Consider the following 12,006-nt stretch of genomic DNA (forward strand, 5'->3'; position numbering starts at 1 on the left):
GGCTGCGGTGGCCCTGATTCCGCCACCTGTCCTGGACGCCGGTACGCCGACGCTGCATGCGGCTGACTACCAGCCACCGCGCTGGCTGCGCAATCCCCACCTGCAGTCGATGCTCAGCTCCAGTCGCATGCGCCTCCAGCGTGGCCTGCTGCTGCTGGCCGCCACCGGTGCGGTCAGCGAGGAGCTGATCCTGGATGGCGGCGATGGCGTTCGCCTGCAGGGCTGGCACAGCCATGTCGAAGGCCGGGAGCCAAAGGGCATCGCGCTGCTGCTGCATGGCTGGGAAGGCAGTGCCGAATCCAGCTACATGCGGATGGCGGCCGCGCGCATGCTGGAACAGGGCTTCGACGTGGTGCGACTGAACTTCCGCGACCACGGCAACACCCATCACCTCAACCCCGGCATCTTCCACTCCAACCTGATCGACGAAGTGGTGCATGTCGCGGGTGACGTCGCCCAGCGCTGGCCGCAGCTGCCGCTGGTGGCCGCCGGCTACTCGCTGGGCGGCAACTTCGTGCTGCGCCTGGCCCTGCGTGCACCGGCCGCCGGCGTGCCGCTGCAGCGCGTGGCCTCGGTGTGCCCGGTGCTGGACCCGGCGCTGACCATGGAAAGCATCGAGAACGGACCGGCGATGTACGACTGGTACTTCCGCCGCAAGTGGGCCGGTTCGCTGCGCCGCAAGCGCGACCTGTTCCCCGAGCTGAGCGACTGCGACGACCGCGTGCTGAAGCTGGACATCCGCGCGCTGACCGCCTGGCTGGTCGAGCGCCACACCAGCTTCGGTTCGCTGCAGGCCTATTTCGACGGCTACTCGATTGCCGGCGATCGCCTGTCGACCCTGCAGGTACCGGCCGACATCCTGATGGCGCAGGATGACCCGGTGATCCCATATGCCACCTTCAACAACTGGCAGCTGCCGCGCCAGGCGCACCTGGAAACCGCCTGCTGGGGCGGCCACTGCGGTTTCATCGAGAACTGGCGTGGCGACGGTTTCTCCGAGCGCTGGGTGGCGCAGCGCCTGCGGCGGGTTCTGCGGGCCTGAACCGGCGGCAGCGCGCAGCCCGCTACAATGCGGGTTTGCACTTGAACCGGACTGCCATGCAAGACCAGATCATCCAAGCGTTGCGCCAGAACCAGGCCGACCAGGCCGTGCAGCTGGCCCAGGCGTGGACCCATGACGAACCCGGCCAGGCCAACGCCCACCGCTGGCTGGCGCTTGCGCTGCAGCAGCAGGGCAACGCCGAGGAGGCGATGGAGGCCCTGCAGCAGGCGCTGCGGCTGGCCCCGGACGACGCCCAGCTGCACCTGCAGCATGCCGGCCTGCTGCTGGCACTGCGCCAGTTCGAGGGTGCCGACGAAGCACTGGTGCGCACCACCGGCCTCGATCCGAACTCGTTCTCCGCCTATCTGATGCAGGCGCACCTGGCGATCGGCCGCAATGACTTCGACGAAGCGCAGCGCATCTCGACCCTGGCCGCGCGCGTGGAGCCGGACCATCCGGAGCTGCTGACCATCGACGGCATGGTTGCACTGCGCCGCGGTGATGCCGACCGCGCACTGGCGCTGCTGTCGGCTGCCAGCAAGGCACTGCCGGACGATACCCGCGTGCTGTACGCGCTGGGCTTCGCCTACCTGGGCAAGGACATGCTGGCGTTTGCAGAGCAGTCGTTCCGCCGCGTGCTGGAACTCAATCCGTCGCTGTCCTCGCTGCACGGCCTGGTGGTGCAGCTGGCACTGCGCCAGGGCAACGTGCCGGCCGCCGCCGAAGCGATGCAGGTGGCGCTGCAGCAGCCGGAGATGGACGTACCGTCGATGCGCCGCCTGGCGGGTGAATTGTCGCTGCGCAATGGCCAGCCGCTGCAGGCCCTGGACTACCTGCTGCCGCTGCTGGAGACGCAGCCGGAAGACCGCCAGGTGCTGCAGCTGCTGCTGATGTCATGGCAGCGCCTGGGGCGAGAGGATGAAGCACGTGCACGCCTGGATGCGGTACTGGATGCCAATGACCAGCTGCACGACGTGTGGCTGGCACGCCTGGCCATCGAGCAGGTGGGCAGCGAAAGCGCCGTGACCGCGGTCGAGCGCTGGATGGCGGCGATGCCCGCGCATCTGCCGGCCCTGGAGGCGCGCCTGCGCCTGCATGACATGGTCGGCGAACACGCTCAGGCCGAAGCGATCGCCGAACGCATCGTCAGCCTGGAACCGGGCCGCGTCAGCGGCGAGACCCGCCTGGTCGAAGGCCTGCTGCAGCGCGATCCCGCCGCCGCCGTGGCCCGCGTGCAGGCGCTGATCGAGCTGGCGCCGGAAGACCATCGTGCCGACCTGCGGACGTGGATGGGCGAGATCCAGGACCGCGCCGGGCAGCCGCAGGACGCGCTGCGCACGTGGCTGTCGCTGCAGGCCGACCAGGCGTCGCAGCGCTTGCCACTGCCGCCGCAGGCCAAGTCCCCGCCGAGCTGGCCGGACAAGGGCAGCATCGACGGCGATGCCAGCTCCGCGCCGATCTTCCTCTGGGGCGCGCCGGGTTCGGGCGTGGAGCGCGTGGCAACCGGCCTGGCTGCTGCCAGCCCGGTGCTGCGCAGCGACCGCTACACCAACACGCCGCCCGATGACGCGTTCCAGAACTACAACACGCTGCAGGACCTGGCCTCGGGCGTGCTGACGCCGGAGCGGCTGGTGCAGCGCTGGCGTGAACAGCTGCCGGCACGTGGCCTGCAGAGCGACACCGTGATCGACTGGCTGCTGTGGTGGGATAACGCGCTGCTGTGGGCGCTGCGCCCGCAGCTGCCACAGGGCCGCCTGGTGCTGGTGCTGCGCGACCCGCGCGACATGCTGCTGGACTGGGTGGCCTACGGTGCCGCCGCGCCGCTGGCGATGACGTCGTTGGCCGAAGCCAGTGAATGGCTGACCCGCGCGCTGAACCAGATCGCCACGCTGCATGAGGACGACCTGTACCCGCACGTGCTGCTGCGCATCGACCAGATCGGCAATGATCCGCAGGCGATGGCCGAACTGCTGGGTCGCCTGTTCGAGCGGCCGATGCCGCCGGCGGCACAGCTGGGAGCCCCGCGCCTGCCTGCCGGTCATTGGCGCAACTACCGCGACGTGATGAGCGCCGCCTTCGCCCAGCTCACCCCGGTTGCGGTGCGCCTGGGTTACCCGGAAGAGTGAGGAGAGTCCGATGCAGTTGACCAGCCACAGCCTGACCAACGGCGCACCGATTGATCGTGAGTTCGCCGCGGGCGACGCAAGCGGTTTCGCCCCGGACCGCAACCCGCACCTGGCCTGGAGCGGGGCGCCGGCCGGCACCCGTTCGTTCCTGCTGGTGTGCGTGGACCCGGACGTACCGACCGTGCCGGAGACGGTTGGCCGCAGCGACATGAGCGTGCCGCGCGACCAGCCGCGCTGCGATTTCGTGCATTGGGTGATGGCCGATATCCCGGCCACGGTGCAGGAGATCGCCGCTGGCAGCTGCAGCGACGGCTTCGTGGTGAAGGGCAAGCCCGCACCCGCCGGCCCGGCCGGCAGCCGCCAGGGTCTGAACGACTTCACCGGCTGGTTCGCGGGCAACCCGGACATGGCCGGTGATTACCTGGGCTATGACGGCCCGTATCCGCCGTTCAACGACGAGCGCATGCACCGCTACTTCTTCCGGGTATTCGCGCTGGACGTGGCGTCACTGGACCTGCCGCAGCGCTTCACCGCCGCCGATGCGTACCGCGCCATGCACGGCCACGTGCTGGCCGAAGCCGCACTGCACGGCACCTACACGTTGAACCCGGCGCTGGGCTGAGCAGCACACCGGATAGAGCCGGCCGCTGGCCGGCTGCTGCAGGCAATGGCGGCAACACAGGGAAGATGCCGGCCAGCGGCCGGCTCTACCTTCCATCCGCTTGCAGCGCCACCGGTTCGAACACCGCGATGTCGCCCTGCGCATTGCGCAGCACCAGCACGCCGTGGTCATCCAACGCAAGCGTCGGCGCCGAATGTCCACCGCGCATCAGCATTCCCGCGCGTTCCTGCTGCATGGTCATGCTCTGATCGATGCACTGGGCCGTGGTCTGCACGCCGTTGCGCAGGATCAGCAGGTTGCCCTGCAGCCGGTACTCGTTGCTGACGTGGTTGCAGAGGTTCAATTCGCTCATGTAACCGGGCTGGAAGCGCAGCGTATAGGGCGCGTGGCCGCGGACGAACAAGGCATCGATGCGCCGGCCCTGCGCATCTGTGGCGCGCGCCAGTTGCCACAGGCGTGTTTCGAGCCGATCGGTACCGGGCGTGCTGGCAGCGGCCACATCCGCGGACATGGCCAGCAGCGCAGCAATGATGAGGACGGGGACGTGCTTCATGCCAATCTCCCGATGCATCCGGGTAGTGCCGGCCGCTGGCCGGCAACATCCGTGTGTTGGCGGTGCCCCGCAGGGCAGCCGGCCAGCGGCCGACTCTACCGACCATGAAGAAGGGCGGCCTCTCGGCCGCCCTTCCATCGTTTTATTTCTTCTCGATGGCCGACTCGACCACCATGTCCAGCACGTACGCCTGCGACGGCGCATCGGCCGGCGGGTTCTTCACCTCGTAGCGCTTTACGCGCACCACGTTGCGCACGCCGTCTTCGTGGGTGTAGCCCTCGATGTTGCCGTAGAAGTTCTCGAACTTGCCCGGCTCACCCTGCTTCAGGCCCTTGTCGTCGAACTTGACCTCACGCACCTGCAGGCACTGGTAGTCCGGGATCAGCGGGTGCGAGCACTTCTCGGTCTTGGCGGCCACTTCCAGGAACACGGTTTCGCCGGCGCCGCCGTAGCGGGTTTCAGCGGTCGGTTCCGGATTGAAGACCAGCTTGTCGCCCTTGGCGTTGGTCAGGGTCAGCTTGCCGTCGGCGTCCTGTTCGGCCTTCAGCTCGCCCTGCAGGCGGCTCGACACGGCTTCGTCCAGCGCCATCAGCGCCTTGTCGGTGCAGGCCATCATGGTCGAGGCCATCGCACTGACCGTCAGCTTGCCGTCGGCCAGGGTGTAGCCGCCACCCATGTGGTTGCAGGCGTTGCTGACCGACAGGCGGCCATCAGCGAAGTCCAGGGTGACCGGCTTGTCTTCGCGGGCGAACAGCGCGTCGATGCGCTTGCCGTCGGCGCCGGTGGCCTGCTGCAGCAGCCAGTGCTGGCTCTGCAGGCGCTGCGCGTCCAGGTGCGCCAGCGTCTGCTGGTCTGCTGCCTTGGCCGCGGCCGGGGCCACGTCGTCGCCACCGGTGCCGGCCGGGGCCGGGGTCTGGCTGCAGGCGGCCATCAGGGCCAGCGGGAGGAGCAGGGTGAGCTTGCGGTTCATGGTGATTCTCCTTGGGGAACCGTGGGGGAAACGGGGTGGGGCCGGCAACGGGGTTACAGTGCCCCGGCGCTGTTCAGCTGCCGGACGGCAACCACAGCAGCAGTGCTGCGCCCAGTGCGATGCGGTAGATGGCGAAGGCCGTGAACCTGTGCGACTTGATGTAGCCCATCAGCCACTTCACTACGACGAAGCCGGTGACGGCCGCGGCAAGGAAGGCCACGCCCACGTCGGTCCAGTCTTCGCTGCCCAGCTGCCCGGCCCTGGCCATCTCCAGGAAGGTGTAGGCGCTGGCGGCGAACATGGTGGGAATGCCGACCAGGAACACGAACTCGGCGGCGGCCGCGCGGCGGCTCAGGCCCAGCAGCATGGCCAGGAAGATCGCCGAGGCCGAGCGCGAGGTGCCGGGGAACACACCGGCCACCACCTGCGCCAGGCCGACGCCGATCGCCACCGTCCAGGTCACCTGGTCGCGGTCGGGCAGGCGCGCGGTATAGGCCTCCACCAGCAGCATCCAGACGCCACCGATGATCAGCGCCCAGGCCACCGGGCTGACCGTCTCCGGCAGCGACCAGCCGGCCTTGCGCACCACCAGGCCGACCACGGCAGTGACCAGGAAGGCGGCGCCCAGCTTGAACACGTACTCGCGGTTCTCACGCTGGTTGAAGCCGGTGGCCAGCTGCAGCAGGCGCTGGCGGAACACCAGCACCACCGCCACGATCGCACCGGCCTGGATGACGATGTTGAAGAAGTCCGAACGGGCGCCCAGCCAGTGCTGGGCGATGAGCAGGTGGCCGGTGCTGGAGATCGGCAGGAATTCGGTCAAGCCTTCGAGGATGCCCAGCAGCAGGGCGGAGAGCAGGTCGGACATGGACGGTGCGGGCACGCGCGGCAGGAAGGAAGAAGGTCGAGAGGATAGACGATCCCTGCTGCACCAAACGGGTGCGTCTGGTGCCGGGTGCACCCGTTTGGTGCGCGCCGTTCTGCACCGCCAAGGAGCGCCCTTTTTGAAATCAATGACTTGCGGTCAGCGAAAAGTTGGCACGGTCGTTGCTGTACCTCAGCAGGCATTCATCCCCATCCGAGGTCGTACCGATGTCCGTGGAAAACGTTGAGAAGCTGATCAAGGACAACCAGATCGAGTTCGTCGACCTGCGCTTTGTCGACATGCGTGGCGTCGAGCAGCATGTGACCTTCCCGGTCAGCATCGTCGAGCCGTCGTTGTTCGAAGAAGGCAAGATGTTCGATGGCAGCTCGATCGCCGGCTGGAAGGGCATCGCCGAATCGGACATGGTGCTGCTGCCGGATACCGCCAGCGCCTACGTCGACCCGTTCTACGCCGATCCGACCATCGTGATCAGCTGCGACATCCTCGATCCGGCCACCATGCAGCCGTACGGCCGCTGCCCGCGCGGCATCGCCAAGCGCGCCGAGGCCTACCTGAAGTCCTCTGGCATCGCCGAAACCGCGTTCTTCGGCCCGGAGCCGGAATTCTTCATCTTCGACTCGGTCCGCTTCGCCAATGAAATGGGCCACACCTTCTTCCAGGTCGACTCGGAAGAAGCGGCGTGGAACAGCGGCGCCAAGTACGACGGCGCCAACAGCGGTTACCGTCCGGGCGTGAAGGGCGGCTACTTCCCCGTCCCGCCGACCGACACCCTGCACGACCTGCGCGCCGAGATGTGCAAGACCCTGGAACAGGTCGGCATCGAAGTGGAAGTGCAGCATCACGAAGTGGCCACCGCCGGCCAGTGCGAGATCGGCACCAAGTTCAGCACCTTGGTGCAGAAGGCCGACGAACTGCTGCGCATGAAGTACGTGATCAAGAACGTCGCGCACCGCAACGGCAAGACTGTCACCTTCATGCCCAAGCCGATCGTCGGCGACAACGGCAGCGGCATGCACGTGCACCAGTCGCTGTCCAAGGGCGGCACCAACCTGTTCTCCGGTGACGGCTACGGCGGCCTGAGCCAGCTGGCGCTGTGGTACATCGGCGGCATCTTCAAGCATGCCAAGGCCATCAATGCCTTCGCCAACTCGGGCACCAACAGCTACAAGCGCCTGGTGCCGGGCTACGAAGCGCCGGTGATGCTGGCCTATTCGGCCCGCAACCGCTCGGCCTCGTGCCGCATTCCGTGGGTGTCCAACCCGAAGGCACGCCGCATTGAAATGCGCTTCCCGGATCCGATCCAGTCCGGCTACCTGACCTTCACCGCGCTGATGATGGCCGGCCTGGACGGCATCAAGAACCAGATCGACCCGGGCGCACCGAGCGACAAGGACCTGTACGACCTGCCGCCGGAAGAAGAGAAGCTGATCCCGCAGGTCTGCTCCTCGCTGGACCAGGCCCTGGAAGCGCTGGACAAGGACCGCGAGTTCCTGAAGGCCGGCGGCGTGATGAGCGATGACTTCATCGATGGCTACATCGCGCTGAAGATGCAGGAAGTGACCAAGTTCCGCGCGGCCACCCACCCGCTGGAGTACCAGCTGTACTACGCGAGCTGACCGGATGCGATGGCGGTGGGCTTCCCCCTCCCACCCGCCGCCATCGCTTCCGTTTTCGCGGCTGGGGAGCCGCGGTCAGATCGGGGTCGGATCCCGTTCGTCTACGAATGGGCTCTGACCCCTGATCCAGGGGCAAGAGAAAGACCGGATACGCGACCAGGGCCGCCCTCCCTCCCGCGTCGGTCGTGCAAGGAGAGAGGCACGGCCGTCCCGGTCCTGTACGTGTCCGGTGCAACTGCCACGGCCATCACCGTGATGGCCGCTGGTTGCCTGATGCCAACGCGCGCTGGCGCGCTGGCCCCATCCACCCTCGGGACATGCGCATGAAACTGATCTCCGCCATCATCCGGCCGTTCAAGCTCGACGAGGTCCGCGAGGCCCTGTCCGACGCGGGCGTGTCGGGCATCACCGTGACCGAAGTGAAAGGCTTCGGCCGCCAGAAGGGCCACACCGAGCTGTATCGCGGCGCCGAGTACGTCGTCGACTTCCTGCCCAAGATCAAGATCGAAACCGTGGTCACCGACGAGCGTGCCGATGCGGTGATCGAAGCGATCCAATCGTCGGCAGGCACCGGCAAGATCGGTGACGGCAAGATCTTCGTCACCGCCGTCGAACAGGTCATCCGCATCCGTACCGGCGAAATCGGTGCCGACGCGCTGTAACCCCCTTCCGGAGACTCCCCCATGAAGATGCGCCTTCTCACCGGGTGGCAAGCCCGGTTCCATATCGTGTGCCTGTTGATGCTGCTCAGCGCGCTGGCTGCCGGTGCCTGGCCGGGCAATGCCCACGCCCAGGCGCAGGTGTCGCCACTGCCGAGCGAAAGCGTGGCCGTTGAACCGCTGCAGGACCCTGCGGCTGCAGCTGCTGCACCGGCCGTGGCCGAAGCGGCCGCCGCCTATGATCATGGCGACGTGGCCTGGATGCTCACCTCCACCCTGCTGGTGCTGTTGATGGTGGTGCCGGGCCTGGCCCTGTTCTACGGCGGGCTGGTGCGCTCGAAGAACGTGCTGTCGGTGCTCAGCCAGATCCTGGTGGTGTTCTCGCTGGTGCTGCTGCTGTGGGTGGCCTACGGCTACAGCGCGGTGTTCAGTGCAGGCAACCCGTTCTTCGGCTCGTTCACCGAGTTCGCCTTCCTCAAGGGCTTCACCCCCGAGTCGGTGGGCAACACGCCGATCAAGGGACTGCCGGACTATCTGTTCGTCGCCTTCCAGTCGACCTTTGCCGGCATCACCACCGCGCTGATCGTCGGTGCTTTCGCCGAACGCATCAAGTTCCGCGCGGTGCTGCTGTTCTCGGCTCTGTGGTTCACCCTCAGCTACATCCCGATGGCGCACATCGTCTGGGGTGGCGGCTACCTGGGTGAGCTGGGTGCCATCGACTTCGCCGGCGGTACCGTGGTGCACATCAACGCAGGCGTTGCAGGCCTGGTTGCCGCGTGGTTCGTCGGCAAGCGCCTGGGCTATGGCCAGACCGCGCTGAAGCCGCACAACGTGCCGTTTACCTATATCGGCGCAATGCTGCTGTGGGTGGGCTGGTTCGGCTTCAACGCCGGCTCGGCGGCGGCGGCCGATACCGTGGCCTCGCTGGCCTTCCTCAACACCGTGCTGGCCACTGCCGCGGCCGTACTCGGCTGGACGCTGGTGGAAGCAATCAGCAAGGGCAAGCCGTCGGCACTGGGCGCGGCCTCGGGCGCGGTGGCCGGCCTGGTCGGCATCACCCCGGCCTGCGGCACCGTCGGCCCACTCGGCGCGATCATCATCGGCTTCGTCGCCGGCGTGGTCTGCGTCTGGGGCGTGACCGGCCTCAAGCGCCTGCTGAAGGTGGACGACACTGCCGACGTGTTCGGTGTGCATGGTGTCGGCGGCATCGTCGGCGCGATTCTCACCGGTGTGTTCAGTGCACAGTCGCTGGGTGGTACCAAGGCCGGTCTGGATATCGCCCACCAGGTGTGGGTGCAGGTGGTCAGCGTCGGCCTCACCGTGGTGTGGTCGGCGGTGGTGACCACGCTGATCCTGCTGGTGGTGCGCAGCGTGGTCGGCCTGCGCGTGACCGAGGAAGCCGAACGCACCGGTCTGGATGTCACCTCGCATGGTGAATCGGCTTACGAGGCCTGACCGGTTTCACGGTTTCAAGGGCGCCCCGCCACTGCTGCGCTGCACGCAGTGGCGGGCGTCAGGTACAGGTTTTCCTTGTGCCACCGGCATCAGTCGACGCACTGGCGGTGCTCTGCTGGTTCCAGTGTAGATCCAGGGCGCTGCCCGCTGGCGGAATGCCCTCCGTCGGACATCACACTTTGCCTTGAAGGCTTGCGCCAGCGCGGTTCTCTGGCGCTTTTTCCTGCCACACGATTCCCTTACAGTGCTGCCTCTTCCAGCCGCATCTTCTTCGGTCTGGCAGTCATCAGCAGGGAAAAGCATCGTGGAACAAGGACGTAAAGTACGCAGCCGGGTGTTGCAGTGGCGGTTGTCCGTGGGCGTGGCATTGGCCATCACTGGCCTCCAGGCGCCGGCATGGGCACAGACGGTGTCACCGGAGCAGGAACTGCTCCGGCAGCAGGAGCGCGAGCGCGCGCTGCGTGAGCAGCAGGAGTCCACGCCGGATGTCCGCCTGCAGCCGGCTACCGAAGACCTCGGCCACCTGCCGGTGGAAGAGTTCCCCTGCTTCACCATCAACACCATCGCGCTGCAGGGGGATCTAGCGGACCGCTTCCGCTGGGCGCTGGCGGCAGCCGATCCCCGCAGCGATCCCGCCACCGGGCGCTGCCTGGGTACGGCGGGCGTGGACATCGTGATGAAGCGCGTGCAGAACGCGATCATCGAGCGCGGCTACGTCACCACCCGCATCCTGGCCGCCCCGCAGGACCTGAAGACCGGCATCCTGACGCTCACTGTCGTGCCGGGCCGCGTCAATGCCATCCGCTTTGCCGACGGCGAAGGGCGTACCCCCGCCCTCTGGAACGCGGTGCGGGTGGCACGCGGCGAAGTACTGAACCTGCGTGACATCGAACAGGCGCTGGAAAACCTGCAGCGCGTGCCGACTGCGCAGGTGGACATCCAGGTCGCGCCCCCGGCCGATGGCGCGGCGGCCAAGCCGGGCGAGAGCGATCTGGTGATCAGCTGGCAGCAGGCGCGCCTGGTACGGGTCAACCTGACCCTGGACGATGCCGGCAGCCAGTCCACCGGCAAGATGCAGGCCGGCACCACGGTGTCGGTGGACAACGCGGCCGGCCTCAGCGACCTGTTCTACATCAACGTGGGCAAATCGGTGTTCAACGGCAGCGAGCGTGGCACCGACAGCTGGGCAGTGCATTACAGCGTGCCGCTGGGCGGATGGTTGCTGGGCGCCAACGCCAGCAACTTCGACTATGAGCAGACCGTTGCCGGCGCGTTCGAGAACTACGTCTACAGTGGCTCCAGCCGCAACGCCGAGCTGCGCCTGACACGCATGCTGTTCCGCAACGCGCGCGCCAAGACCAGCATGTACGCGCGCGGCTGGTACCGCGAATCGGACAACTTCATCAACGATACCGAGATTGAAGTGCAGCGCCGCCGCATGGCGGGCTGGGAACTGGGCCTGGGCCACCGGCACTTCATCGGCAAGGCGACGCTGGATGTGAACCTGGCGTACCGCAAGGGTACCGGTGCCTTCAACGCGTTGCGTGCGCCGGAAGAGGCGTTTGGCGAAGGCACGGCGCATGGCCGCATCTATACCGCGGACGCGCAGCTGGTCCTGCCGCTGCAGTGGGGCAAGCAGAGCCTGCGCTACATCGGCAGCTGGCGTGCGCAGTGGAACCGCTCGCCATTGGTGCCGCAGGACCGGTTCTCCATTGGTGGCCGCTACACCGTGCGTGGCTTTGATGGCGAAATGTCGCTGACCGGTGAGCGTGGCTGGTTGCTGCGCAATGAAGTGGGCGTGCCCCTGGGCGGCGGCGTGGAGGCCTACGTTGCCGTTGATCACGGGCGTGTCGCCGGCCCGTCCACGGCCCGATTGCTGGGCGACCGGCTCACCGGTACGGCCCTCGGGCTTCGCGGTGGCACCCCCCACATCAACTGGGATGCGTTCGTCGGCAGCCCGCTGTCCAAGCCGCGCGGCTTCCAGACCGCCTACACCACCTTCGGAATGAACCTGGGCGTCTCGTTCTGACGCCTGCACATGACCGGCCTGCGCAGTCCCCTGCGCGGCCCACACGAT

At 67.3% G+C, this 12,006-nt stretch carries 10 protein-coding genes; 7 read left to right on the forward strand and 3 right to left on the reverse strand.

All coding sequences use genetic code 11. The features are described 5' to 3' along the window. Positions 1–52 precede the first annotated feature (52 nt). Genes ACZK4H_RS00500 through ACZK4H_RS00510 form a run of 3 tightly spaced genes read left to right on the forward strand, consistent with a single transcriptional unit; the run spans position 53 to position 3,790 of the window. Complete coding sequence (locus ACZK4H_RS00500) at positions 53–1,042, forward strand: YheT family hydrolase (protein WP_197577849.1); 990 nt, start codon at positions 53–55, stop codon at positions 1,040–1,042. Between the two features lie 56 nt (positions 1,043–1,098). Then, positions 1,099–3,168: a tetratricopeptide repeat protein gene (locus tag ACZK4H_RS00505; protein WP_099552519.1), complete on the forward strand. Its 2,070-nt coding sequence runs from the start codon at positions 1,099–1,101 to the stop codon at positions 3,166–3,168. A 10-nt stretch (positions 3,169–3,178) separates the two neighbouring features. Further along, entirely contained in the window at positions 3,179–3,790 is a 612-nt protein-coding gene (locus tag ACZK4H_RS00510) for a YbhB/YbcL family Raf kinase inhibitor-like protein (protein ID WP_099552518.1), read from the forward strand. A gap of 85 nt (positions 3,791–3,875) precedes the next feature. Here the strand turns inward: ACZK4H_RS00510 and ACZK4H_RS00515 are convergent, their stop codons facing one another. From ACZK4H_RS00515 to ACZK4H_RS00525, 3 genes are all read right to left on the reverse strand, one after another. Next, complete coding sequence (locus ACZK4H_RS00515; RefSeq protein WP_099552517.1) at positions 3,876–4,343, reverse strand: META domain-containing protein; 468 nt, start codon at positions 4,341–4,343, stop codon at positions 3,876–3,878. 142 nt (positions 4,344–4,485) lie between these two features. Then, positions 4,486–5,313: an META and DUF4377 domain-containing protein gene (locus ACZK4H_RS00520; protein WP_099552516.1), complete on the reverse strand. Its 828-nt coding sequence runs from the start codon at positions 5,311–5,313 to the stop codon at positions 4,486–4,488. A gap of 73 nt (positions 5,314–5,386) precedes the next feature. Continuing rightward, entirely contained in the window at positions 5,387–6,181 is a 795-nt protein-coding gene (locus ACZK4H_RS00525) for an undecaprenyl-diphosphate phosphatase (protein WP_099551611.1), read from the reverse strand. 224 nt (positions 6,182–6,405) lie between these two features. Here ACZK4H_RS00525 and glnA point away from each other — a divergent pair, with 224 nt between their 5' ends. The 4 genes from glnA (at position 6,406) to ACZK4H_RS00545 (ending at position 11,958) form a co-directional block, all read left to right on the forward strand. Then, positions 6,406–7,815 (forward strand): type I glutamate--ammonia ligase, encoded by a 1,410-nt coding sequence (gene glnA, locus ACZK4H_RS00530; protein ID WP_004153533.1) that lies wholly within the window; start codon positions 6,406–6,408, stop codon positions 7,813–7,815. A 323-nt stretch (positions 7,816–8,138) separates the two neighbouring features. Further along, positions 8,139–8,477, forward strand: coding sequence for a P-II family nitrogen regulator (locus ACZK4H_RS00535; protein ID WP_004134334.1), 339 nt, complete (start codon positions 8,139–8,141; stop codon positions 8,475–8,477). Positions 8,478–8,498: 21 nt separating this feature from the next. Then, positions 8,499–9,929: an ammonium transporter gene (locus ACZK4H_RS00540; RefSeq protein WP_099551610.1), complete on the forward strand. Its 1,431-nt coding sequence runs from the start codon at positions 8,499–8,501 to the stop codon at positions 9,927–9,929. 304 nt (positions 9,930–10,233) lie between these two features. Next, the gene (locus tag ACZK4H_RS00545) at positions 10,234–11,958 is read left to right on the forward strand and encodes a ShlB/FhaC/HecB family hemolysin secretion/activation protein (RefSeq protein ID WP_099551609.1); all 1,725 of its coding nucleotides are present in this window, start codon (positions 10,234–10,236) and stop codon (positions 11,956–11,958) included. Positions 11,959–12,006: the final 48 nt, after the last annotated feature.

The sequence above is a fragment of the Stenotrophomonas sp. 78350_Sma genome, from assembly GCF_056482105.1.

Excerpts from the sequence above, each read along its gene's own strand:
- ACZK4H_RS00505 (WP_099552519.1), top strand. The coding sequence starts at position 1,099 with ATGCAAGACCAGATCATCCAAGCGTTGCGCCAGAACCAGGCCGACCAG.
- ACZK4H_RS00510 (WP_099552518.1), top strand. The coding sequence starts at position 3,179 with ATGCAGTTGACCAGCCACAGCCTGACCAACGGCGCACCGATTGATCGT.
- ACZK4H_RS00515 (WP_099552517.1), bottom strand. The coding sequence starts at position 4,343 with ATGAAGCACGTCCCCGTCCTCATCATTGCTGCGCTGCTGGCCATGTCC.
- ACZK4H_RS00520 (WP_099552516.1), bottom strand. The coding sequence starts at position 5,313 with ATGAACCGCAAGCTCACCCTGCTCCTCCCGCTGGCCCTGATGGCCGCC.
- ACZK4H_RS00525 (WP_099551611.1), bottom strand. The coding sequence starts at position 6,181 with ATGTCCGACCTGCTCTCCGCCCTGCTGCTGGGCATCCTCGAAGGCTTG.
- glnA (WP_004153533.1), top strand. The coding sequence starts at position 6,406 with ATGTCCGTGGAAAACGTTGAGAAGCTGATCAAGGACAACCAGATCGAG.
- ACZK4H_RS00535 (WP_004134334.1), top strand. The coding sequence starts at position 8,139 with ATGAAACTGATCTCCGCCATCATCCGGCCGTTCAAGCTCGACGAGGTC.
- ACZK4H_RS00540 (WP_099551610.1), top strand. The coding sequence starts at position 8,499 with ATGAAGATGCGCCTTCTCACCGGGTGGCAAGCCCGGTTCCATATCGTG.